The sequence below is a fragment of the Streptomyces tauricus genome (genome assembly GCF_014650955.1).
GTDB lineage: Bacteria > Actinomycetota > Actinomycetes > Streptomycetales > Streptomycetaceae > Streptomyces > Streptomyces tauricus.
In genome coordinates, this window is the sequence record NZ_BMVY01000030.1 from 1 (window position 1) to 21,763 (window position 21,763).

Here is a 21,763-nt window from a genome sequence, read left to right on the forward strand (position 1 = left end):
ACGCCGACCTCGGCCATCGCTTCGACCACGGCGGGTTGACGGTGTCGGCGGGGGCGGAGCCGCAGCCGAGGGCGCCCCGGGAGCTGCCGCGCCGGCCGGGACCCCGGGCGACTCCCTGCCGGGCGGCGACCCGCCCAGCGGGTCCTCGCTGGGCGCCGCCCTCGCCGCCCTGCCCGTCGGGACCCGGCTGAGCGTCAGGACCGAGCAGGGGGAGGTCCGGGAGTCCGTCGAGCGGCTGCCGGTCGGGGTGCACGAGCTGGAGGCCGCCGCCCCCGACGGACGTACCGCGCGGGCGCATCTCGTCGTCGCCCCGTCGAGGCTGCCCGCGCCTCCGGGGCGTTCGTACGGGCTGCTCGTGCAGGTCTACTCGCTGCTCTCCCGGCGCTCCTGGGGCATGGGCGACCTCGGCGACCTCGCCGAACTGACGGCCTGGGCCGGACGGGCGCTCGGCGCCGGTTTCGTCCAGGTCAACCCGATGCACGCGGCCGTGCCGGGCGCACCCACCGACCCCTCCCCGTACCGGCCCTCCTCGCGCCGCTACCCCGACCCCGTGCACCTGCGCGTCGAGGACGTCCCCGAGTTCGCGTACGTCGACGAGGGGGACAGGGAACGGCTCCTCGCGCTGCTGACGCGGGCCCGCCGGCTGCGCGAATCCGTGCTCGACAAGGGCGCGTTGATCGACCGCGACGCCGTGTGGGAGCTCAAGCGCGAGGCCCTTGAGCTGGTCCGGGAGGTACCGCTCGGGCCCGGCCGCCGGGCCGCCTACTGCGACTTCCTCGCCGAGGAGGGCGAGGCCCTTGAGGACCACGCCACCTGGTACGCCCTCGCGGAGGTGTACGGCTCCGACTGGACGCGGTGGCCGCAGGGCCTGCGCGACCCCCGCTCCGCCGAAACCGCCCGCGCCCGCGCCGAGTTGATGGACCGCGTCGACTTCCACAGCCGGCTCGCCTGGCTGACGGACGCCCAGCTCGCCGCCGCCCAGCGCAGCGCCCGCGACGCCGGTATGGACGTGGGGCTCGTGCACGACCTCGCCGTGGGGGTCCACCCGAACGGCGCCGACGCCTGGGCGCAGCAGGAGTACTTCGCGGCCGGCATGTCGGTCGGCGCGCCCCCGGACGCGTTCAGCGTCCAGGGCCAGGACTGGGGGCTGCCGCCCTGGCGCCCGGACCGGCTCGCCGAGTCCGGCTACGCTCCGTACCGCAGGCTCCTGCGCGCCCTCTTCCGGTACGCGGGCGCGCTGCGGATCGACCACGTCATGGGTCTCTTCCGCCTCTGGTGGGTCCCGCAGGGCCGCCCGGCCACCGAGGGCACCTACGTCCGCTACGACGCCGAGGCCATGCTCGCGATCCTCGTCCTGGAGGCCTCCCGCGCCGGGGCCCTGGTGATCGGCGAGGACCTCGGCACGGTGGAACCGGGGGTGCGCGAGACCTTGCAGGAGCACGGCGTGCTCGGCACCTCCGTCCTCTGGTTCGAACGCGACTGGGACGGTACGGGCCTGCCGCTGCCCCCGGAGAGCTGGCGCGCCGACTGCCTCGCCACCGCCACCACCCACGACCTGCCGCCCACCGCGTCCCGCCTCACCGGCGACCACGTCGAACTCCGCGACCGGCTGGGCCTGTTGACCCGCCCGGTGGGCGAGGAGCGGGCCGAGGCGGCCGCGGACGTGGGGGAGTGGCTGGCGCTGCTCACCCGGCTCGGGCTGCTGCAGGGGGCCGCCGGGGGTGTCTCGGAGCAGTCGGAGGAGGCGGAGATCCAGGCCGTGCACCGGTTCCTGCTGCGCACTCCCGCCCGGCTCGTCGGGGTCTGGCTCCCGGACGCCGTCGGCGACCGCCGCCCGCAGAACCTGCCGGGCACCTGGGACCAGTACCCGAACTGGCGCCTGCCCGTCGCCGACGCCGAGGGCCATCCCGTCACCCTGGAGGAACTGGCCGCCTCCCCACGGCTGCACGCCCTCGTCGAGGTGCTGCGCGAGGACGGGGCGGACCGGGTCACCGACGGCCGGGGACCCTCCGCGTGAGCCCCCGCACGCCGTCCGGCGGCCGGCACCGCAGCCGGTGCCGCACCCCGTACGGCACCCCCGGGCGCGCGGCCGCGACAGGAGTTCGCTACGTTTGCACCGTGGACAAGAAGAACGCCCTGCGCGCCGGCGCCCTGGCTGCCGGTACGACGCTGATGATGCTGCTGATGTCGGCCCCCGCGCTCGCGCTGACGCCCGACGACGGCGACGACCCCGGTCAGGGGCTGAGCGTCATCGAGACGCTGGGCCTCTATGTCGTGGCGCCGATCGGGCTGTTCGCGCTGATCGCCGGACTGGTCTGGGTGCTCGACGGTTCGTCGGACCGCGAGCCGAGGCGCAAGCCGGGAGGCAAGGGCCAGGGCAAGATGCAGGGCCCGGACCAGGTCCGCGCCTCCTGACCCCGGTTCCCCACCGAGATCTGAGAGTTCCCTCCGAGGGCACCGTCCTCGCACCCGTACGCGACCGAAGTCGTACGGGGGCGAGAACGGTGCCCTCGGCGTGTTCCGGGAAGCGCCCTAGGGTGGCGGACAGACGTCGGCCGACGCGTCCGCGCCATCTGTCAGCTGTACCTGTCACCTGCGACCCGCCGCCGGCCGGCGACCCCGACCGGAACCGCCGGCATCAGGAGGCCGCATGAACGGCACTGTCCGCAACGTCATCGTCGTCGGCGCGGGACCAACCGGGCTGCTGCTCGCGGGTGACCTCGCGAGCGCGGGTGTCCCCGTCACCCTTGTCGAGCGGCGGCCGCACGGGATCAGCAACCTCTCCCGTGCCTTCATCCTGCACGCCCGCACGCTGGAGCAGCTCGACGCGCGGGGCCTCGCCGACGAACTGGAGGCCAAGGGCCGGACCCTCGACCGGCTGCGGCTCTTCGGCCGGCTGACCGTCGACCTCACCACCCTCCCCTCCCGCTTCCGGCACCTCCTGGTCCTGCCGCAGTACGAGGTGGAGAAGGCGCTGGAGCGGCGGGCCGTGGAGGCCGGGGTGCGGTTCGTGTACGAGACCGAGGCGACGGGCCTCGTACAGGACGCGGACGGGGTGACCCTGCGGGTGCGCGGAGCCGGCGGGGAGGCCGACGAACTGCGGGCCGCGTACGTCGTCGGGACGGACGGGATGCGCAGTGCCGTGCGGGAGGCGGTGGGGCTGCCCTTCCCCGGCCGGTCGGTGATCCGGTCCGTCGTCCTCGCCGACGTGCGGCTCGCCGAGCAGCCCGAGACGCTGCTGACGGTGAACGCGGTCGGGGACGCGTTCGCGTTCCTCGCGCCGTTCGGGGACGGCTACCACCGGGTGATCGGCTGGCACCGGGGCCGCGATGTCGCCGACGGCGAGCCCCTCGGTCTCGACGAGGTCAGGGAGATCACCAGGCTCGCGCTCGGCCGTGACTTCGGTATGCACGACGCCCGTTGGATGTCCCGCTTCCACAGCGACGAGCGGCAGGCCCCGGCGTACCGGGTGGACCGCGTGTTCCTCGCCGGGGACGCCGCGCACGTGCACACCCCGGCCGGCGGCCAGGGACTGAACACCGGCCTCCAGGACGCCGCCAACCTGAGCTGGAAGCTGGCGGCGGCGATCGACGGGTACGCGGGCGAAGGCCTGCTGGACACCTACCAGGCGGAGCGCCACCCGGTCGGCAGGTCCGTGCTGCGCAGCAGCGGCGGGATCGTCCGGCTCGCGATGGCGAAACGCCCCTGGACACTCGCGTCCCGCGCGCTGCTCACCACGTTCCTCGACCACGCCCGCCCGGCCCGCACGCGCATGGTGGGCCAGGTCACCGGGATCGGCTACGCGTACCCGGCCCCGCGCGGCGCCCACCCGCTGGTCGGCAGGCGCGTCCCGGACGTGGCCCTGCGGGACGGCCGCCTGTACGAGGCCCTGCGGGACGGCAGGTTCGTCCTCGTCGCGCCCGCCACCGGGACCGGCGACCCGGCCACCCCCGCCACCCGGACCGGCACCCCCACCCGCAAGGACCGGCTCACCGTCGTGACCTGGGCGAGCGGCCGGCGTACGAGCCTGCTGGTCCGGCCGGACGGGTACGCGGCCTGGGCGGCGGAATCGGCCACCGCCGAGGAGACCGAGGCGGCGCTGGCCGAGGCCGTCGGTCGGGACTGAACGACCGTCCCCGGGCGTCGTATAACGCCGTTCGAGGGGTCGGCCGAAAGAGGAAATCGACGCGGTTAACAGGGGTGATTGAATCTGTGACTTCCTTTCGGAAACGGAACCCCGACGGGAAGTCAACCGAAAGGCAAGGAACTTGGCGCTTCGAAGCCTTGTTCTGGCTTTCCGGATGAGAGTATGGGGCCTGGGCGACCTGTGTGCGGTCGATGTGGGGGGCCATGATAAAGATTCTGATCGCCGAGGACATGGCGATGCTGCGCCGGGCGCTGGCCGAACTTCTGTCGCTGGAAGCGGACTTCGAGGTGGTGGCCGAAGTCGACCGCGGGGACGAGATCGTTCCGAGGGCGCGGGCCCTGCAGCCCGACGTGGCCGTGCTCGACATCGGCCTGCCCGGTATGGACGGCATCTCCGCCGCCGCCGCGCTCGGCACGGCCGTGCCCGCCTGCCGGATCCTCATGCTCACGGGCCTCGGCAACCCCAGCACGCTGCGGCGGGCGCTGGCCACCCGCGCCACGGGCTTTCTGCGCAAGGACGCCGATCCCACCCAACTCGTGGGCGCCATCCGCGCGGTGGCCGCGGGCAAGCGGGCCGTCGACCCCCAACTGGCGGTGGCGGCACTGGAAGACGTGACACAGCCGCTGGCCCCCCGTGAGCTGGAGGTCCTGCGGCTGGCCGCCGCGGGCGAGGGCACCGCGGCCATCGCCCGCCGGCTGTTCCTCTCGCCGGGCACCGTGCGCAACTACCTCAGCAGCGCCGTGGTCAAACTGAGCGCCCGCAACCGCATGGACGCGGTACGCATCGCCCGCGAGGGCGGCTGGATCTGACCCCTGCCGCGCGGCTCGGGGCACCGTCGCGCGGCTCAGGCCACCGTCGCCGAGTCGCGCAGTTCGCTCTCCGGCGGGTGCGCCGGGGGGCGGGCGGGTGCGGCGGCGGTGCGGAGGAAGGGGCGCTTGGACTCGTGGGCCCCGGCCGGAAGCGGAACGACCGCCGTCAGCGAGAACCACTTGTCGTCCATGATCTTGACGCTGAGCCTGCCGTCGACCGCTTCGATGCGTTCGCGAAGGTTGGTGAGTCCGCTTCCGGGCCGCGTACCGCCGGCGGGGCCGGACGGACGCGCGGGGATTCCGTCGTTGGTCACGATCAGTCCGACGGCGCCCGGTTCGCGGCTGAGCTGCACGACGCAGGTGCCGACCCTGCTGTGCCGGAGCATGTTGGTGATCCCCTCGCGCAGCACCGTCGCCAGCGTGGTCTCTATATGGGGCGGCAGCGGACCGGCCCCGCCGCGGAAGACGGCGTGTATGCCCATGTCCTTGAGGGTCGCGAAGACGGTGTCGACCTCCGCGGTCAGTGACATGGCGCGGTAGGTCTGCGAGACGGCCCGTACGTCGGCGAAGGCCCGCTGGGTGGTGTCCAGGATCTCCGTCAGCTCCTGGTGGAGCCGGGCGTGCTTGGAGGGCGGCAGCCGCCGCGCGAGTTCGCACTTGAAGGCGATGGTGGTCAGGCTGATGCCCAGCAGGTCGTGCAGATCGCGGGAGAACCGCAGCCGCTCCGCCTCCAGGGCCATCCGGGTCAGCTCGCTCCGGGAGCGGTGGGCCTCCTGGACGAGCCGGGTCAGCTCGGAGAGTCCGTACACCACCAGGCCGGTCAGCGCGGTCGCCACCGTTCCGTACCAGATCGAACCGCGGCCCATGCCGGTCTCCAGCACCAGCAGGCTGGCCGATCCCACGGCCGCCGCGTACGCGGGCCACTTCCAGCGGGCGGGCAGCACGAGCAGTGCGGAACCGGCGAGGAAGCCGGGGGCGGCGAGCCAGGCCTCGGCGTAGACGAGAAACGGAAGGTACGTCAGGAGCGCCTGGAACCCGAGGGTCCAGTACTGCCTGCGGGCCAGCCGGGGCGACAGATGGGGAAAGGAATGCGCCAGTTGGAGCCCGTAGACGAGGAGCAGGGTGGTGATGCCCGTGCCCAGCCTGAGAGGTGAGGGGTGGCCCTCCACCAGGTAGGTCACGCCGATGCCGAAGAAGGCCACGAGGACCGCGAAGGTGATGGCGATGGAGGTGCCGCGAGCGAGGTGCCTGCTTCGCGCGTCCTCATGATCGACGCGCGCACCGTCATGCAGGGCAGAACCTTGCATCTCTTCCCCCCGGACGAACCGAACGAATTAGTGAGTCAGGTTGTGCCGTGCCCACCCTCTCACGGCATACCGGGAGGATGAGAAGTCGCCATCGATAGTAATCGATCGAAACCGCTCAGAAGCGGAACTCGGTGGGGTGGAGTGTGCTTCGGGCTCCCTAATGGAAGAAGACCGTCCACGAAGTGAAAAGGTTTGCTCCAGCCTGTGAAAACAAGCGGAGGATTTCATTCCGTAAAGAGGAATGCTTCCTTCCGTCACAAGTGCAGGGGAAAGGGATTCAGTTCGGCGAAGTCCGTCGGGCGGGACAGCCGGCCGAGCGCGACCGGTACGTCGAACAGCCGGCCCGGGCCGAATCCCGCCCAGTGCGGGCGCAGACCGGGGATCAGCACCTTGGCGACGGGCAGCTCCACATCGGGACGGGTCTGGTCGAGGACGAGGACGTCGAGGCCGTGCCGGCGCAACAGTCCGACCAGCGCCACGGCCTGGGCCGCGGCGTCGGCGGGCGGGCGCGGCGCGGCGGGCGGCGGGGCGGAGCGGCGGGCGGCGGGCAGCAGATAGGGCTGACCTGCGGTCGTGGCGTGCCGGAACCAGTCGAGGGCCTCCGGGTCGTCACCGGTGTAGGCGGTTCCCCCGTCGGCCGGCTCGGCCGTCAACGGCGGCAGCATCTGGTTGAGTTCGGTCAGCGCCCGGCGCAGCGCGATCCGCGCGTCGAAGTGCGCGCCGAAGCCCAGCACGATGTCCTCGGCAGGTGTGCCGATCCGCGCCGACACGGCCGCGACCACGGGGATCCCGAGGTCGGACGTGAGGTCGAGGGCCCACACCGACCGCCCCATGGCCCTGAGTGAGGCCCGGGTCCGGGTGATCCACTCGTCCCGCCCGTCGAGGACCACACCGGGCTGCCGGGTGCGGTTGTACCACCACAGGGCGACCGCGTCCCGCTCCACCAGCTCCAGGCAGCCGTGTACGACGGCGTCCTCCAGGCTGGTGCCCGCGGCGGCCCCGTTGGAGGTGGCCCGGCAGTAACGATTCTCCGCGTCCGGGGCGTTGTAGTAGAGCAGGCTCGTGGGCGCCAGCCGCTGCCGCCGCTCGGTCAGTGACCAGACGGGCGTCCAGTCGAGCGGGGCGTCCTCGTCGAAGGGCTCGGTCACCTGGTGGAAGGGACCGTGCGCGCGGTTCCAGGCCGCCCGGTCCGCGAACTGCCGCCGGTCGAAGAGCTGGACGGTGTCCGGGTGGACGGCCCGCGGCGCCAGCTCGCGGTAACTGCCGCGCAGGCGCGGCTCGTCGCCCTGGAAGTAGCCGCTGTACCGCTCAAGGGCCTCGGCCAGCGCACTCACCTTCGCGTGGGCCTCGGTGACGCCCTTGCCCGAACCCGGGCTGCGCAGCGGTGTGTGCAGCGCGGGCGGCGGCTGGGCCGGGTCCCAGGGCGGCTGGGCGCCCGCGTGGAAGCAGTTGAGGAACTCCGGCCCCCGCGGGTCCCGGCGGATCTCGCCGACCAGACCGGTGACCGGGTCCACGAGATGGCCGTACCGGTCGAGGACCTCGTCGGGGCCGGCCGTCCGGTGGCCTCCTCCGCCGGTGTCGCGCACCGGCCGCGGGGACAGTACGACGGGGGCCGAGACCCGGTCGCGTACGAGATGGGGGTCGCCACAGCGGGCGCACTGCGGGCGGCGCCGTACGGGATGGCGGCTGCTCTGCAGGGTGCGCGTGTCCAGCCGCCACAGGGTGCCCTGCTGGGGGTCGCGGTGCCCGGCGAGCCACTTCGCGGCCTCCAGCAGGGCCAGGTGCAGGGCCGCCGCCCGGCCCGTCGGCAGATACGAGGGCCGGTGCCCGGCCGGCCCGCCGCGCCCGAGCCGGTGCTGGACGTACGCCTCGCTGCGCCGCCGCAGCCGCAGCCGGTCCGCGAGACAGCTCCAGCAGGGACCCTCGCCGGGGGAGAAGAACGGGCCCACCCACAGGTGGGTGCCGCTCGCCCGCACGGGCAGCCAACTGGTGCCCGTGGCACGGTGTTCCGCGTCCAGGGCGCTCAGCCGCGGATCGAGGTAGTCGTGGCACAGCGCCAGGGTCAGATCGGCGGGCCCGCCCACGGCGGCCGGACGCAGTCCGGCCGCCGCCACGGCCTCGCGCAGGGTCCCGCCGGTGTCCTCGGTGAGGTCGACCGGGGCCAGCCGCCCGCCCCGGCCGTCGTCGGGTCCCGCCGCGAGCCCGGTGAGGGCCCAGTAGGCGCGCTCCTCGGGCCCGGCGCGTCCGTCCGGCGGATAGGCGGACAGCAGACCCGCGTCCAGCAGCCTGGCCACGAGCCGTTCGGTGCGGTCGGGTGACAGCCGGGGCGCCGCGTCGGCGACGATCCGGGGCAGGTCGCGGCTGCCGTCGAGCAGCGGGGCGAGCAGCGCGACCTGCTCCCCGCCGAGCGTGGTCACCCGGTCCTCGGTCATCAGGAACACGGGCTCCCCCGGCGCCGATTCGACCCGCAGGTGCGGTGCGAACCCCAGCCGGGGGAGCCCGTCGTCCGGGGTCGGCAGGTTCATCGGGTCTGACGGCCGCCGTCCGCGGAGGTACCGGAGCCGGCCCCGGGCATCCAGCAGATACAGATACGACCGTCGGTGGACTCACCGGATTCGGGGCCGAATTCAGTGATCACGAGATCGTCGGCGCCCCTCGCGATCGCCGCGTCGCCGTCGAGCAGAGGCGTGATCCGTGACATGTGTGCTCCTTGTTCGCTGTCGACTTCGGTCGGCGCGCCCGACCCCGGCCGGGGCCCTGCGCGTTGCCGCCATCCTTACGGGCGTCACAGGTCGATACCAGTGCGTCACGCACAGGGCCCATATGAGAAATACACATCTTGCGCATAGGTTCCTCATATGCCTGGCCGGGCCCCTGGCACTGGTTGATACCGGAAGTAGCCAGCCAGACTCCCTGAGCAAGGAGCTCTTCGCGGTGCTCTGCGGACCACATGGGGGAGAAAAAGATGGACATATGGCTGCTTGGACCGCTGACGGCCGAGGTACGGGGCCGGTCGATCGTGCCGACAGCGGCGAAACCGCGCCAGATTCTGGCCCTGCTGGCGATCCACGCCAACCGCGTCCTGCCCGTCGGGACGCTGATGGAGGAGATCTGGGGCAGCGAGCCGCCCCAGAGCGCGCTGGCCACCCTCCACACGTACATCCTCCAGCTGCGCCGACAGCTCACCGCGGCCTACGGCGCCGACGCGGGGGTGTCCGCCAAGGACGTCCTCGTCACCCAGTACGGCGGCTACTGCTGGCAGGCGCCCACGGACGCCGTCGACGTACCGCGCTACGAGCGGCTGGTCGCCGCGGGCCGGGTCGCCTCGGGCGAGGACCGGCAGGAGAAGGCGTCGGCGTACTTCCGCGAGGCGCTCGCCCTGTGGCGCGGGTCCGCGCTCGTCGACGTGCGCATCGGGCCGGTGCTGAGCATCGAGGTGGCACGCCTGGAGGAGAGCAGGCTCGGTGTGCTGGAGCGGTGTCTGGAGGCGGACCTGAGGCTGGGCCGCCACGCGGAGCTGCTGACCGAGCTGATCGAGCTGACCGGACGCCATCCGCTGCACGAGGGGCTGCACGCCCAGTGCATGACGGCGCTGTACCGGGCGGGCCGCTCCTGGCAGGCGCTCGACGTCTACCAGCGGCTGCGCCGCCGGCTGGCGGAGGAGCTGGGGCTCTCGCCCTCCCCGCGCCTGCAGCGTCTGCAGCAGGCGGTGCTCTCGGCGGAGCCGTGGCTGGACGTGCCCGGGTGCGGGGAGGACGCGCTGCTCGACCGCATGATCGGCTGACCGCCGCCCCCGGGCCGCTCAGCCGTTCTTGGTGACGAACTCGACGATCGACTCCCGCATGTAGTCGGTCATCTCCTCGGTGATGCCCGGGTACACCCCGATCCAGAAGCTCTGCTCGGTGATGATGTCGGAGTTGCGCAGGTCGCCCGCCACCCGGTGCGGGGTGCCGAGATACGCGGGGTGCCGGGTGAGGTTGCCGCCGAACAGCCGTCGCGTGCCGATGCGCCGCTCCTCCAGGAAGGCGATCAGGTCGCGGCGGGTGTAGGTGGCGTCGGGCAGCACGGTCAGGACGAAGCCGAACCAGCTCGGGTCGCTGCCGGGGGTCGCGGTGGGCAGCAGCAGCCCGGGGACGTCCGCGAGGCCGTCGCGCAGCCGCTGCCAGTTGCGCCGCCGGGCCTCGCCGAACTCCGGGAGCTTCTTCAACTGGCTGAGCGCCAGGGCCCCTTGGAGATCGGTCGCCTTCAGGTTGTAGCCGATGTGCGAGAAGATGTACTTGTGGTCGTACCCCTTGGGGAGGTTGCCCAACTGGTAGTCGAACCGCTTGAGGCAGGTGTTGTCCTCGCCCGGCTCGCACCAGCAGTCCCGGCCCCAGTCGCGGAACGACTCTACGATCCGCGCCAGTTCGAGGTTCCGGGTCAGGACGCAGCCGCCCTCACCCGTCGTGATGTGGTGGGCGGGGTAGAAGCTGACGGTGGCCAGGTCCCCGAAGGTGCCCGTCATCCGCCCCTGGTAGGTCGAGCCCACGGCGTCGCAGTTGTCCTCGATCAGGAACAGCTCGTGATCGGTGGCCAGTTGCTGGATCTCCGCCACCTCGTAGGGGTTGCCCAGGGTGTGCGCGATCATGATCGCCCGGGTCCGGTCCGAGATCGCCGCCCGGACGCGTTCCGCCGTCGTGTTGTACGTGCCGAGTTCGAGGTCCACGAACACGGGCGTGAGGCCGTTCTGGAAGATCGGGTTCACCGTCGTGGGGAAACCGCCGGCCACCGTGATCACCTCGTCGCCCGGCAGCAGCCGCTTCTCCCCGAGCCGCGGGGAGGTCAGCGCCGACAGGGCCAACAGGTTCGCCGACGAACCGGAGTTCACCAGGTGCGCCTTGCGTACGCCGATGTGGCGGGCGAATTTGCTCTCGAAACGCCGGGAGTGCGCCCCTGCCGCGATCCGCAGATCCAGGGCCGCCTCCACCAGAGAGACCCGGTCCTCCTCGTCCAGGACCGCCCCCGAGGAGAGGATCGGTGTCACTCCCGGTACGAAGTTCCCGGGCTGCTGCTGCCGGTGGTACTCGCGAACCTGCTCCAGGACCAGGGCCTTGGTGTCCGACGTCATAGCCGTCCCTCCTGTAAGGATTGCCTCGGGAGCCATGCTTGCGCCGTGCGGTAGAGGAGCCATGGAGTCCCCGCGGAAAGGGCCTGCTCCAGCGGGCTTCCAGGTGCTTTCGACCTGTGCTGGCTAGCTTGTTCGGCGATGTATCCGACAGGTGAGGTGGCAGATGCCCGAGGACACTCCACGACCCGGACTCCGCATGGGGGTGCTGGGCTGTGCCGATATCGCGGTGCGCCGGATCCTGCCTGCGATCGTGGAGCACCAGGCGGTGCGGCTGGTGGCCGTGGCCAGCCGGGACGGGGCCAGGAGCGCCCGGCTGGCGGCCCGTTTCGGCTGCGCGGCGGTGACCGGCTACCGGGCGCTGCTGGACCGGGACGACATCGACGCCGTCTATGTGCCGCTGCCGCCGGGCATGCACCACGAATGGGTCGCCGAGGCGCTCACCGCCGGCAAGCACGTCCTGGTGGAGAAGCCGCTCAGCACCACGTACGAGCAGAGTGCCGAGCTGGTGGAGATGGCCGACCGGCTCGGTCTGGCGCTCACCGAGAACTTCATGTTCCTGCACCACTCGCAGCACGCGGCGGTACGGGACCTGGCCCGCGACGAGATCGGTGAACTGCGGGTCTTCTCCAGCTCCTTCGGAGTACCGCCGCCCCACCCGTCGTCCTTCCGGCACGACGCGCGGCTCGGCGGCGGCGCCCTGCTCGACGTCGGTGTCTATCCGCTGCGCGCCGCCCAGCTCCACCTCGCCGGGGAACTCGACGTCCTCGGCGCCTGTCTGCGCGTCGACGAGGCCACCGGGGTCGACGTCGCCGGCAGCGCGCTGCTCTCCACGCGGACAGGGGTGACCGCCCAGCTCGACTTCGGCTTCCAGCACTCCTACCGGTCGGCGTACGCCCTGTGGGGCAGCCGGGGCCGGATCAGCGTGCCGCGGGCCTTCACCCCGCCCCGGGAGCACCGCCCGGTGGTCCGCCTCGAACAGCAGGACAGGACCACCGAGGTGACGCTGGCGGCCGACCACCAGGTCGGCAACGCGCTCGACGCGTTCACGGCGGCGGCCCTGTCGGGCACCGGGCGGGCGGCGCTGGGGGAGGCGCTGCTGCGGCAGGCGCTGCTGGTCGAGCAGGTACGCAAGGCCGCGCGGGTCGTGAGCCTCTGAGGCACACACGCCCGCGCGCGACGAGAAGGGCCGGCCCCGCCGGGGCCGGCCCTTCTCGTTCGTTCGCGGCCGGGGCGGGTCAGACCCGCTCGGCCGTCGCGGGCATCCGCGTCAGCCGGTCGCGGTACCAGTCGACGACCTCGCGCAGACCGTCGTCCAGCGACCGCAGCGGCCGGTAGCCGAGTTCGTCGCGGATCTTCGAGTCGTCCACCGCGTACCGCAGGTCGTGGCCCTTGCGGTCGGGCACCTGCCGCACCCGGGACCAGTCCGCGCCGCACAACTCCAGCAGCCTGGAAGTCATCTCACGGTTCGTCAGATGCGTACCGCCGCCGATGTTGTAGATCTCGCCCGCCCGGCCGCCGGTCAGCACCGCGTGGACGGCCCGGCAGTGGTCGTCGACGTGCAGCCATTCGCGGACGTTGTCGCCGTCCCCGTACAGCGGCACGGTCCGGCCGGCCAGCAGTTCGGTGACGAACAGCGGGATGAGCTTCTCCGGATGCTGGCGCGGGCCGTAGTTGTTGGCGCACCGCGTGGTGCGTACGTCGAGACCGTGGGTGCGCCAGTAGGAGCGGGCGACGAGGTCGCTGCCCGCCTTCGACGCCGCGTAGGGCGAGTTGGGCAGCAGCGGCTCCTCCTCCGTCCAGGTGCCCTCGGCGATGGACCCGTAGACCTCGTCCGTGGAGACGTGCACGAAGGTGCCGACCCCGCAGCGCAGGCTCGCCTCCAGCAGCGTCTGCGTGCCCAGCACATTGGTGGTCACGAACTCCGCGGGCCCGGTCAGGGAGCGGTCGACATGGGTCTCGGCCGCGAAGTGCACCACCGCGTCGTGCCCGGGGAACACCTTCAGGAGCGCGTCGAGGTCACGGATGTCGGCCCGGTGGAAGTCCAGCCGCGGATCCTCCAGCGGCAGGTTGTCCGTGCTCCCGGCGTACGTGAGCAGGTCGACGACGCTCACCCGGCTCGGCGCGGGTCCGGGCAGGCCGCCGGCCAGCAGGGAGCGCACATAGTGGGATCCGATGAAACCGGCGCCGCCGGTGATCAGGACGCGCATGGGGTGGACGCACCTCCGAGAGGCCGGCGCCCGTGGGCGCGGTGCTGGGCGGTCAGCCGCTCCAGTACGGGGACGACCTCCGCCGGGGTCGGTTCGGACTCGGCCTCGGCGCGCAGCCGGGCGGCGGCCTCGGTGAACGAGGGCTCTTCCAGGAGCCGTACGAGCCTGCTCCGCAGCCCTTCCACCGTCACCTCGTGGGAGGGGAGGTGGAGTCCCGCGCCCAGTTCCTGCTGGCGGCGGGCCCGTTCGATGGCGTCCCAGATCCAGCCCATGGCTATCTGCGGAACCCCCTCGACGAGCGCCGTCGACCAGGTGCCGGCGCCACCGTGGTGCACGATGGCCGCGCAGGTCGGCAGCAGCGCGTGCAACGGTACGTGGTCCACCAGGCGCACGTTGTCCGGGACATGGGTGAGCAGCGCCCGCTCCTCGGCGTCGAGCGTGGCCACCACCTCGATGTCGAGCCCCTCGATGGCCTTGAGGACCAGGTCGACCGGGACCGCGTTCGGGAACTCGGAGGTCCTGGCTGTCAGTCCGAGGGTGACGCAGACCCGGGGACGCGTCGGCGGGACGCGGAGCCAGTCGGGTACGACGGCGGGCACCGGGCCGTTGTAGGGGATGTAGCGCATGCCCACGGTCGGCACCTCCGACGGCGGGCGGAAGCTGCGCGGCACCTGGTCCACCGACCACTGCCCCGTCACCGCCTCCTCGTCGAAGGGCAGTCCGTAGCGGCCGAGCGTCCACTGCAGCCACTGGCCGAGGGAGTCCTCGGGGTGCGCCGCCCCCTGCTCCCCGTCCTGGGCTGCGAGGCCCGTCCCGGGACCGGCGCCGAGCTGGGCGAGGAAGCCCTGCCGCATCGGCATGAACATGTCCGGGAACGACAGCACGCGCGCGTGGGCCGCGCCGGTCACCTTCGCCGCCACCGCCCCCGCGAACGTGAACGGCTCCCACAGGACGAGGTCGGGCTGCCACTCGCGGGCGAACGCGACGAGTTCGTCGACCATCGGATCGTCGTTGATCAGGGCGAAGAAGGTGGCGGTCATCATCGCGTCCCAGCCCTTGAGGAAGGCGGGGGTGAGCTGACCGGGGGCGTCGGGGTCCAGCGACTGGTTGGCGTGGTGGGACAGCACGGAGTCGCCCACCCCCTTCACCATCGCGTCGAGACCGGGGTCGGCCCCCACCGGGACGGCCGTCAGCCCGGCCGCCGTGATGCTCCCCGTCAGCCCGGGCTGACTGGCCACCCGTACCTCGTGCCCGGCGGCCCGCAGCGCCCAGGCGAGCGGCACGGACCCGTTGAAGTGCGCGTCCAGCGCGAAGGACGTCAGCAGAACCCGCATGGGCGGTTCCCTCTCTCTTCTGCCTTCTCTGCGTTCGCTGTCACGGCGGCTCCTGTCCCGGCGTCCGCCGTCACGCGGAGGTGGTCAGGGTGAAGCGCAGCACTCCGCCCAGGACGGGGGAGCGCATCCGGCGCTGGACGCCGTCCGCCGGGGCCAGCGCCGGGTGGCGCTCCCGCAGTGTGCGGATCGCGGTCTCCGCCTGGAGCCGGGCGAACGCCCCGAAGAGCGAGGTGTGCGGGCCGGACAGCGCCAACTGGCCCTGGTCCACCGGCCGGGTGAGGTCGAAGTGGTCCGGGGCCAGGAACACCTCGGGGTCCCGGTTCGCCGCGCCGACATGCGCGACGACCTGGGCGCCCGCGGGGATGTCCTGCCCGGCCAGCGTGAGGTCCTCGGCGGCGATCCGGCTCTCCAGACGCACCGGCGGCGCGTGCCGCAGCGTCTCCTCCACCGCCCCGGCCGCGAGGTCCGGGCTCTCGCCGAGCAGCGCCCACTGCCGGGGATGCGCGAGCAGCGCCTCCAGGGCGTTGTTGATGAGCCCGGCGGTGAACTCGACGCCCACCGCGGCGGTCAGCACCCCGACCGCGAGCGCGTCCTCGGCGGCGGAGGCCGTGGAGCCGCCGGAGCCCGCCCGCAGCACGGTGCTGAGCAGGTCGTCGCCCGGCTCGGTCCGCCGCGCCGCGACGAGGTCGGCGACCAGGGCGCGTACGTCCTCGACGGCCGCGGTGAGCCGGCGGGTGACGGCGAGCGGCTGCGGGCACAGCGCCGCGTCGAGCGCGACCCTGAGCGCCGCACAGGCGTGGGCGAACCGGTCGCGCTGCGCCTCAGGGACGCCGAGCAGCGCGGCGGCGGCCTCGGTGGCCGCCGGGCGGGAGTAGTCCGCCATGAGGTCGAAGGAGGCACCGAGGCGGTCGGCGGTCTCCTGGTGGACGCGTTCGGCGTGCTTGCGGTGGCCGTCCGCCGCGCCCGCGCCGAGCACCGGGGCCGCCGCCCGCTCCCAGCGCGCGTGGTCGGCGCCCGAGGCGTGCAGGAAGGCCCGGTCCAGCGGGATGATGTGGCACAGCAGCGGGTTGCTCCAGGCGTCCGAGAAGACGTGCCGCTGGAGGCCGGGCAGATCGGCGTGCCGCAGGCTCAGCCGCGGGTCGGCCAGCACCTCGGCGGCCACGCTGTGCCGGCCGGTGACCCAGGCGCCGGCGGCGCTCTGCCACAGCGGGGTCTGCGACTCCCGTATCCGGCGGCCCAGCACCACCGGGTCGTCGCTCTCCGCGCGCAGGGTGAGGGCGTACGGGTCGCCGCTGGTCCCGTAGATCCAGTGGAAGCCGCGGGCGGTCAGCAGATGGCGGCCGAGTTCGCTGTCGGTCTGCCGGACCTGCTGGACCTGCTCGGGTGCGGCGGGGGTCGTCTCGTCGGTTTCCGTGTCGGTCACGGCAGTCTCCTTCGGGGCGGGGCAGGGGTGTGGCACAGCGGGGCGTGGTTCTCAGGTGACAGCGGATGGTGTTTCAGGTGAGGGACAGACCGCCGTCGACCGCGAGCACCGCGCCGGTCGCGTAGGCGGCGCGCGGGTCGGTGAGCTGCAGTGCCCACCAGGCGATGTCGTCGGGGCGGCCGACCCGGCCGGCCGGGACGACGGTGGCCATGTGCTGGAGGAAGCCCGCGTAGGCCTCCGGCGTCATCCCGGACCGCTCACCGATACCGGTGTCGATCACACCGGGGGCGAGGCCGAGGACCCGGATGCCGCGGGGCGCCAGTTCCACCGCCCAGGTCCGGGTGAGGAAGTCGAGCCCGGCCTTGGCGGCGCCGTAGACACCGTTCTCCGGCCAGGCGCGGCGGTACAGCGCGCCGGCCGAGCCGATGTTCAGCACGGTTCCGCCGCCGTCCGCCGCGAGGGCGTCCAGACTCTGCCGGGTGAGCAGCAGCGGGGCCAGCAGGTTGGTGTCGAGCTGGTCGCGGGCCGCTTCCCGCTTGGTCTCCGCGAGGGAGGCGAAACCGCCCGAGGCCGCGTTGTTGACCAGCACGTCGATCCGGCCGAACGCGTCGAGCGCCGCGTCGGTGACGGCCCGCGGGGTGTCCGGGTCGGTGAGGTCGGCGGCGAGGACGCCGATGCCGGGGTACCCCTCGGCGGTCTCGGTGAGGGTCGCGGGCGTGCGGCCCACGACGAGCACCCGGTCGCCGCGGTCGGCGAAGGCACGGGCCACGGCCCGTCCGATCCCGGTCCCGCCGCCGGTGACGATCACGCCCCGGGGTGTTGTGGCGCCCGGTGCCGGGCCGGTGTCCTGTGCCGTCGTGCTCTCCTGTGGCGCGCTCATGTCCGCGACCGTAGGCCGGGGCGCTCGATTCGCGGTCGACTCCCGCTACGGCCGGTCGTCACGGGTCACCACCCTGTCCTTGACCAGCAGTTCGCCGGCCTCGCGCACGAGGACGTCACGGCAGACGCACACCAGGTGCAGCCGGGCGGGACCGCCCCGCGGCACGGCGACGATCGAGACCAGGCTCTCGGCGGTCAGCGAGCCGTCGTCCGCGGGGGTGACGGTGAGCATGCCGACGTAGTGGCGGTGTGTCTCACCGGCGGTCGCGAGCCCCGCGGCGGCCTGCCGGGCGCCCTCGGTCAGGGCCGGGCGACCACGTACGGGCTCCGGGAGCGAGGGCGGCTTGAAGGCGCCGTCCTCGGTGAAGGTGCCCGCCCAGGACTCGGCCTCGCCCGAGTCCAGGTCCCGCATCTGCCGCGCGTAGAAGTGCTGTACCTCGGCGTACACGTCCGCCGGGGCCGTCGGGGCCAGTGCTGCCATGCCGTGTTCCTTCCGCCGCTCCCGTTCCCGGGTTCCGGGTGAGGTCACGACGGTGGCAGCGGTCCCTCCAGGATCGGTCGAGCGCGGGGCGTGCGGGCGGGCTGGCGGCCGTTCAGCCAAGCTCCAACGCTTCTCTAGCCGCGCTGGTGAGCATGGGCTCGCTGGCGCAAGACGCCGGCGGAACGCTCGCAGGACCCATCGCCGGGAGGCTCGTGTGCGCATCATCGACCTGTCCTCGCCCGTGGACGCGGCGGGTTTCGAACCCGATCCCGTGGTGCACGACGTCCTCGGCCCGAAGGAGGCCGCCACGCACATGAGTGAGGAGATGCGCGACCACTTCGGGATCGAGTTCGATCCGGCGGTACTGCCGGAGGGCGAGTTCCTCTCGCTCGACCGGCTCCAGCTGACGACCCACACCGGGACGCACATCGACGCGCCCTCGCACTACGGGACGCGCGCCTCCTACCGGGACGGCCCGCCGCGGCACATCGACGAGATGCCGCTCGACTGGTTCTTCCGGCCCGCGGTCGTCCTCGACCTCAGCGACCAGGGCACGGGCGCGGTCGGCGCCGACGTGCTCCAGCGGGAGCTGGACCGGATCGGCCACACCCTGTCGCCCATGGACATCGTGCTGCTGCGCACCGGCGCCGACGCGTGGTCGGGGACGCAGAAGTACTTCACGGACTTCACCGGCCTCGACGGCTCGGCCGTGCACCTGCTGCTCGACCAGGGCGTGCGGGTCATCGGCACGGACGCGTTCAGTCTGGACGCGCCGTTCGGCGACATCATCAGCCGCTACCGGGAGACCGGGGACCGCTCGGTGCTCTGGCCCGCCCACATGATCGGCCGCGACCGGGAGTACTGCCAGATCGAACGGCTCGCCGGGCTGGAGCAGTTGCCCGTCTCCCGAGGCTTCCGGCTCGCCTGCTTCCCGGTGCGGATCGCCGGCGCCGGCGCGGGCTGGGCGAGGGCGGTGGCACTGCTCGACGAGGACGAGTGAGAGGTACCGCGCACAAGTACCGCGGCTGGGTGAACCACGCGCCCGCCAGGGCGACGACGGAAGGACACAGACATGTACGGCCGGGAACTCGCGGACGTGTACGAGGCCATCTACCGCAGCCGGGGCAAGGACTGGGGGGAGGAGGCCGCGGACGTCTCGCGGCTCATCGCCGAACGCCGTCCGGGAGCCGACTCGCTGCTCGACGTCGCCTGCGGCACGGGCGCCCATCTCAGCGTGTTCAGCTCGCTGTTCGAGGTCGCCGAGGGGCTGGAGATCGCGGAGCCGATGCGCCGGCTCGCCGAGCAGCGGCTGCCCGGCACCACGGTGCACGCGGGCGACATGCGCGACTTCTCGCTGGGCCGCACCTACACCGCGGTGAGCTGCATGTTCTGCGCCATCGGCTACCTGGAGACGCTGGACGACATGCGGGCCGCCGTCCGGTCGATGGCCGGGCACCTGGAGCCCGGCGGCGTCCTGGTCGTCGAACCCTGGTGGTTCCCCGAGAACTTCATCGAGGGCTATGTCGCGGGTGACCTGGCCCGTGAGGAGCACCGCACCATCGCGCGGATCTCGCACACCACCCGCAAGGGCCGGGCCACCCGCATGGAGGTCCGTTTCACCGTGGGGGACGCCACCGGTATCCAGCAGTTCACCGAGATCGACGTCCTGCACCTGTTCACCAAGGAGGAGTACGTCTCGGCGTTCACCGACGCGGGGTGCTCCGTGGAATTCCTGGAGGACGGCCCCACCGGCCGCGGTCTTTTCGTCGGTATACGCGAAGGTGTACGCGAAAAGAACTGAGAGGGCGGCCGGGTGGGAAGTCGGTGGAATCCTCAGGGTGCCATTTCGCGGGCCACCGACATCACGTACTGGCCGTAGCCCGACTGGGACATCTTCTCGCCGAGCCGGTAGCAGCTGTCCGCGTCGATGAACCCCATACGGAGGGCGACCTCCTCGACGCAGGCGATACGCACACCCTGCCGTTCTTCGAGGGTCCGCACATACTGGGCGGCCTGGAGCAGGGATTCCGGAGTTCCGGCGTCGAGCCAGGCGAAACCGCGGCCGAGGTCGACGAGACGGGCCCGGCCGCGGGCCAGGTAATTGCGGTTGACGTCGGTGATCTCCAGTTCTCCGCGCGCCGAGGGGCGGAGGTTCTTGGCGATGTCCACCACTTCGTTGTCGTACAGATAGAGCCCGGTGATGGCGAGGTCGGAGCGCGGCCGGGCCGGCTTCTCCTCCAGGGAGACCAGACGTCCCGACGCGTCGGTCTCGCCCACCCCGTAGCGCTCCGGATCCTCGACGGGATAACCGAACAGCACACAGCCCTGTACGTCCCTGACGTTGCTCTGGAGCATGTCGTAGAAGTGGTAGCCGTGGAAGATGTTGTCGCCGAGCACCAGGGCCACGTCGTCGTCGCCCACGTGGTCGGCGCCGATGACGAAGGCCTCGGCCAGTCCGGCCGGCCGGTTCTGCACGGCGTAGTCGATGTGGATGCCGAGCTGTGAGCCGTCGCCCAGGAGCCGGCGGAACTGGTCCAGGTCGCGCTCGGTGCAGATGAGCAGGATCTCCTTGATGTCCGCGAGCATCAGCACCGAAAGCGGATAGTAGATCATCGGTTTGTCGCCGACCGGGAGAAGTTGCTTCGACACGGAAACAGTTATTGGATGGAGCCTTGTTCCCGAACCGCCGGCGAGAATAATCCCCTTCATGGGTATGCCCCTGTCCTCGATTTCTGCCCATGCTAACGAGCGAATTCGTTCGGCAGCAAGCAGGAAAGTATCCGGTCCAGGGAAATTCGAGCGGTAATAGAGGGAAAACAAGGGTTGTGGACCGGCCCGGCCATGTGATGTGCTGCGAGGGGATGGTGACGCCCTGCGGCAAGGAAATGATGTCAGCAATGGGAGGGAAGCGAATTCGATGACGACTCTCGTATGGGACTACCGGCAGGAATACGAGAACGAACGCGCCGATATTCTGGACGCCGTGGAAACGGTCTTCAGCTCGGGGCAGCTCGTCCTCGGTGACAGTGTCCGCGGCTTCGAGCGGGAGTTCGCCGGCTACCACGGCGCGGCCCACTGCGTCGGTGTCGACAACGGCACCAACGCGATCAAGCTGGCGCTCCAGTCGCTCGGCGTCGGCCCCGGGGACGAGGTCGTCACGGTGTCCAACACCGCGGCCCCCACCGTGGTCGCGATCGACTCGGTGGGCGCCACCCCGGTGTTCGTCGACATCGACCCGGACAGCTACCTCATGAACACCGACCAGGTCGCCGACGTCCTCACCCCCAGGACCCGGTGCCTGCTCCCCGTCCACCTCTACGGCCAGTGCGTCGACCTCGCCCCGCTGGAGCGACTGGCCGCCGAGCACGACCTGTCCCTCGTCGAGGACTGCGCCCAGGCGCACGGCGCCCGCCGCGACGGCCGGCTGGCCGGCACCACCGGGGACGCCGCCGCCTTCTCCTTCTACCCGACGAAGGTCCTCGGCGCCTACGGCGACGGCGGCGCCGTGGTGACCTCCCGGGACGACGCCCACCGGGCCCTGCGCCGGCTGCGCTACTACGGCATGGAGGAGCGGTACTACGTCGTCGGCACCCCGGGCCACAACTCCCGGCTCGACGAGGTGCAGGCCGAGATCCTGCGGCGCAAGCTGCGCCGCCTCGACACCTACGTCCAGGGGCGCCGGGCCGTCGCCCGCCGCTACGAGGAAGGGCTCGGCGACACCGACCTGGTGCTCCCGCACACGGTCCCCGGCAACGAGCACGTGTACTACGTCTACACGGTGCGCCACCCCCGGCGCGACGACATCATCAAGGCCCTGAAGACGTACGACATCGAGCTGAACATCAGCTATCCCTGGCCGGTGCACACGATGTCCGGGTTCGCCCACCTCGGCTACCCCGCGGGCTCGCTGCCCGTCACCGAGGAACTGGCGGGCCAGATCTTCTCGCTGCCCATGTACCCGGCGCTCGCGCCGGACATCCAGGACAAGGTGATCAGCGCGGTGCGTGACGTGCTGGACAGCCTCTGAACCCGTGCGGCGGGCCCGCCCCGGCCCGCCCCGCGCACACCG

19 protein-coding genes are annotated in these 21,763 nt (G+C 72.2%); 9 read left to right on the top strand and 10 right to left on the bottom strand.

The annotated features are described in order from the left end of the window. From malQ to IE278_RS32220, 4 genes are all read left to right on the top strand, one after another. Nucleotides 1-2,017, top strand: a 2,017-nt coding sequence (gene malQ / locus IE278_RS32205; protein WP_189777287.1) for a 4-alpha-glucanotransferase, incomplete at its 5' end; no start/stop codon positions are given. Nucleotides 2,018-2,118: 101 nt separating this feature from the next. Beyond that, nucleotides 2,119-2,415: a hypothetical protein gene (locus IE278_RS32210; RefSeq protein WP_189777290.1), complete on the top strand. Its 297-nt coding sequence runs from the start codon at nt 2,119-2,121 to the stop codon at nt 2,413-2,415. Between the two features lie 235 nt (nt 2,416-2,650). Beyond that, nucleotides 2,651-4,126, top strand: coding sequence for an FAD-dependent monooxygenase (locus IE278_RS32215; protein WP_189777292.1), 1,476 nt, complete (start codon nt 2,651-2,653; stop codon nt 4,124-4,126). A gap of 224 nt (nt 4,127-4,350) precedes the next feature. Further along, complete coding sequence (locus IE278_RS32220; RefSeq protein WP_189777293.1) at nt 4,351-4,956, top strand: response regulator transcription factor; 606 nt, start codon at nt 4,351-4,353, stop codon at nt 4,954-4,956. A gap of 35 nt (nt 4,957-4,991) precedes the next feature. On the opposite strand, the gene IE278_RS32225 is transcribed toward IE278_RS32220, so the two are convergent. From IE278_RS32225 to IE278_RS32235, 3 genes are all read right to left on the bottom strand, one after another. Beyond that, nucleotides 4,992-6,263: a sensor histidine kinase gene (locus tag IE278_RS32225; RefSeq protein ID WP_189777296.1), complete on the bottom strand. Its 1,272-nt coding sequence runs from the start codon at nt 6,261-6,263 to the stop codon at nt 4,992-4,994. A 254-nt stretch (nt 6,264-6,517) separates the two neighbouring features. Beyond that, nucleotides 6,518-8,788 (bottom strand): TOMM precursor leader peptide-binding protein, encoded by a 2,271-nt coding sequence (locus IE278_RS32230; RefSeq protein WP_189777298.1) that lies wholly within the window; start codon nt 8,786-8,788, stop codon nt 6,518-6,520. Beyond that, on the bottom strand, nt 8,785-8,964 hold the full coding sequence (locus IE278_RS32235; RefSeq protein ID WP_189777300.1) for a hypothetical protein: 180 nt from the start codon (nt 8,962-8,964) through the stop codon (nt 8,785-8,787). Before IE278_RS32235 ends, IE278_RS32230 begins: the two co-directional genes overlap by 4 nt. 264 nt (nt 8,965-9,228) lie before the next feature. On the opposite strand from IE278_RS32235, the gene IE278_RS32240 reads away from it, so the two are divergent. Beyond that, nucleotides 9,229-10,047, top strand: coding sequence for an AfsR/SARP family transcriptional regulator (locus IE278_RS32240; protein ID WP_189777302.1), 819 nt, complete (start codon nt 9,229-9,231; stop codon nt 10,045-10,047). 18 nt (nt 10,048-10,065) lie between these two features. On the opposite strand, the gene rfbH is transcribed toward IE278_RS32240, so the two are convergent. Beyond that, nucleotides 10,066-11,370, bottom strand: coding sequence for a lipopolysaccharide biosynthesis protein RfbH (gene rfbH / locus IE278_RS32245; RefSeq protein ID WP_189777304.1), 1,305 nt, complete (start codon nt 11,368-11,370; stop codon nt 10,066-10,068). A 163-nt stretch (nt 11,371-11,533) separates the two neighbouring features. Here rfbH and IE278_RS32250 point away from each other — a divergent pair, with 163 nt between their 5' ends. Next, the gene (locus IE278_RS32250) at nt 11,534-12,526 is read left to right on the top strand and encodes a Gfo/Idh/MocA family protein (RefSeq protein WP_246570970.1); all 993 of its coding nucleotides are present in this window, start codon (nt 11,534-11,536) and stop codon (nt 12,524-12,526) included. 79 nt (nt 12,527-12,605) lie between these two features. Here the strand turns inward: IE278_RS32250 and rfbB are convergent, their stop codons facing one another. From rfbB to IE278_RS32275, 5 genes are all read right to left on the bottom strand, one after another. Continuing rightward, entirely contained in the window at nt 12,606-13,577 is a 972-nt protein-coding gene (rfbB, locus tag IE278_RS32255; protein WP_189777306.1) for a dTDP-glucose 4,6-dehydratase, read from the bottom strand. Then, the gene (locus tag IE278_RS32260; protein WP_189777308.1) at nt 13,565-14,911 is read right to left on the bottom strand and encodes an activator-dependent family glycosyltransferase; all 1,347 of its coding nucleotides are present in this window, start codon (nt 14,909-14,911) and stop codon (nt 13,565-13,567) included. The genes rfbB and IE278_RS32260 overlap by 13 nt, the downstream gene beginning before the upstream one ends. A gap of 70 nt (nt 14,912-14,981) precedes the next feature. Continuing rightward, on the bottom strand, nt 14,982-16,334 hold the full coding sequence (locus tag IE278_RS32265; RefSeq protein WP_189777310.1) for a cytochrome P450 family protein: 1,353 nt from the start codon (nt 16,332-16,334) through the stop codon (nt 14,982-14,984). 73 nt (nt 16,335-16,407) lie between these two features. Beyond that, entirely contained in the window at nt 16,408-17,214 is an 807-nt protein-coding gene (locus IE278_RS32270; RefSeq protein WP_189777312.1) for an SDR family NAD(P)-dependent oxidoreductase, read from the bottom strand. Between the two features lie 45 nt (nt 17,215-17,259). Next, nucleotides 17,260-17,694, bottom strand: a complete 435-nt coding sequence (locus IE278_RS32275) for a nuclear transport factor 2 family protein (RefSeq protein WP_189777314.1) — start codon at nt 17,692-17,694, stop codon at nt 17,260-17,262. A 214-nt stretch (nt 17,695-17,908) separates the two neighbouring features. Between IE278_RS32275 and IE278_RS32280 the strand changes: the two genes are divergently transcribed. Together IE278_RS32280 and IE278_RS32285 are read left to right on the top strand one after the other, a co-directional pair. Beyond that, nucleotides 17,909-18,694, top strand: a complete 786-nt coding sequence (locus IE278_RS32280; RefSeq protein ID WP_189777316.1) for a cyclase family protein — start codon at nt 17,909-17,911, stop codon at nt 18,692-18,694. Nucleotides 18,695-18,766: 72 nt separating this feature from the next. Further along, nucleotides 18,767-19,495: a class I SAM-dependent methyltransferase gene (locus IE278_RS32285; RefSeq protein WP_189777318.1), complete on the top strand. Its 729-nt coding sequence runs from the start codon at nt 18,767-18,769 to the stop codon at nt 19,493-19,495. A gap of 32 nt (nt 19,496-19,527) precedes the next feature. Here IE278_RS32285 and rfbA read toward each other — a convergent pair whose 3' ends face one another. Then, on the bottom strand, nt 19,528-20,403 hold the full coding sequence (rfbA, locus tag IE278_RS32290; protein WP_189777320.1) for a glucose-1-phosphate thymidylyltransferase RfbA: 876 nt from the start codon (nt 20,401-20,403) through the stop codon (nt 19,528-19,530). Between the two features lie 208 nt (nt 20,404-20,611). Between rfbA and IE278_RS32295 the strand changes: the two genes are divergently transcribed. Continuing rightward, the gene (locus tag IE278_RS32295) at nt 20,612-21,721 is read left to right on the top strand and encodes a DegT/DnrJ/EryC1/StrS family aminotransferase (protein ID WP_189777322.1); all 1,110 of its coding nucleotides are present in this window, start codon (nt 20,612-20,614) and stop codon (nt 21,719-21,721) included. The last annotated feature ends 42 nt before the right edge of the window (nt 21,722-21,763 follow it).

Excerpts from the sequence above, each read along its gene's own strand:
- IE278_RS32215 (WP_189777292.1), top strand. The coding sequence starts at position 2,651 with ATGAACGGCACTGTCCGCAACGTCATCGTCGTCGGCGCGGGACCAACC.
- IE278_RS32220 (WP_189777293.1), top strand. The coding sequence starts at position 4,351 with ATGATAAAGATTCTGATCGCCGAGGACATGGCGATGCTGCGCCGGGCG.
- IE278_RS32225 (WP_189777296.1), bottom strand. The coding sequence starts at position 6,263 with ATGCAAGGTTCTGCCCTGCATGACGGTGCGCGCGTCGATCATGAGGAC.
- IE278_RS32230 (WP_189777298.1), bottom strand. The coding sequence starts at position 8,788 with ATGAACCTGCCGACCCCGGACGACGGGCTCCCCCGGCTGGGGTTCGCA.
- IE278_RS32235 (WP_189777300.1), bottom strand. The coding sequence starts at position 8,964 with ATGTCACGGATCACGCCTCTGCTCGACGGCGACGCGGCGATCGCGAGG.
- IE278_RS32240 (WP_189777302.1), top strand. The coding sequence starts at position 9,229 with ATGGACATATGGCTGCTTGGACCGCTGACGGCCGAGGTACGGGGCCGG.
- rfbH (WP_189777304.1), bottom strand. The coding sequence starts at position 11,370 with ATGACGTCGGACACCAAGGCCCTGGTCCTGGAGCAGGTTCGCGAGTAC.
- IE278_RS32250 (WP_246570970.1), top strand. The coding sequence starts at position 11,534 with ATGCCCGAGGACACTCCACGACCCGGACTCCGCATGGGGGTGCTGGGC.
- rfbB (WP_189777306.1), bottom strand. The coding sequence starts at position 13,577 with ATGCGCGTCCTGATCACCGGCGGCGCCGGTTTCATCGGATCCCACTAT.
- IE278_RS32260 (WP_189777308.1), bottom strand. The coding sequence starts at position 14,911 with ATGCGGGTTCTGCTGACGTCCTTCGCGCTGGACGCGCACTTCAACGGG.
- IE278_RS32270 (WP_189777312.1), bottom strand. The coding sequence starts at position 17,214 with ATGAGCGCGCCACAGGAGAGCACGACGGCACAGGACACCGGCCCGGCA.
- IE278_RS32275 (WP_189777314.1), bottom strand. The coding sequence starts at position 17,694 with ATGGCAGCACTGGCCCCGACGGCCCCGGCGGACGTGTACGCCGAGGTA.
- IE278_RS32285 (WP_189777318.1), top strand. The coding sequence starts at position 18,767 with ATGTACGGCCGGGAACTCGCGGACGTGTACGAGGCCATCTACCGCAGC.
- rfbA (WP_189777320.1), bottom strand. The coding sequence starts at position 20,403 with ATGAAGGGGATTATTCTCGCCGGCGGTTCGGGAACAAGGCTCCATCCA.
- IE278_RS32295 (WP_189777322.1), top strand. The coding sequence starts at position 20,612 with ATGACGACTCTCGTATGGGACTACCGGCAGGAATACGAGAACGAACGC.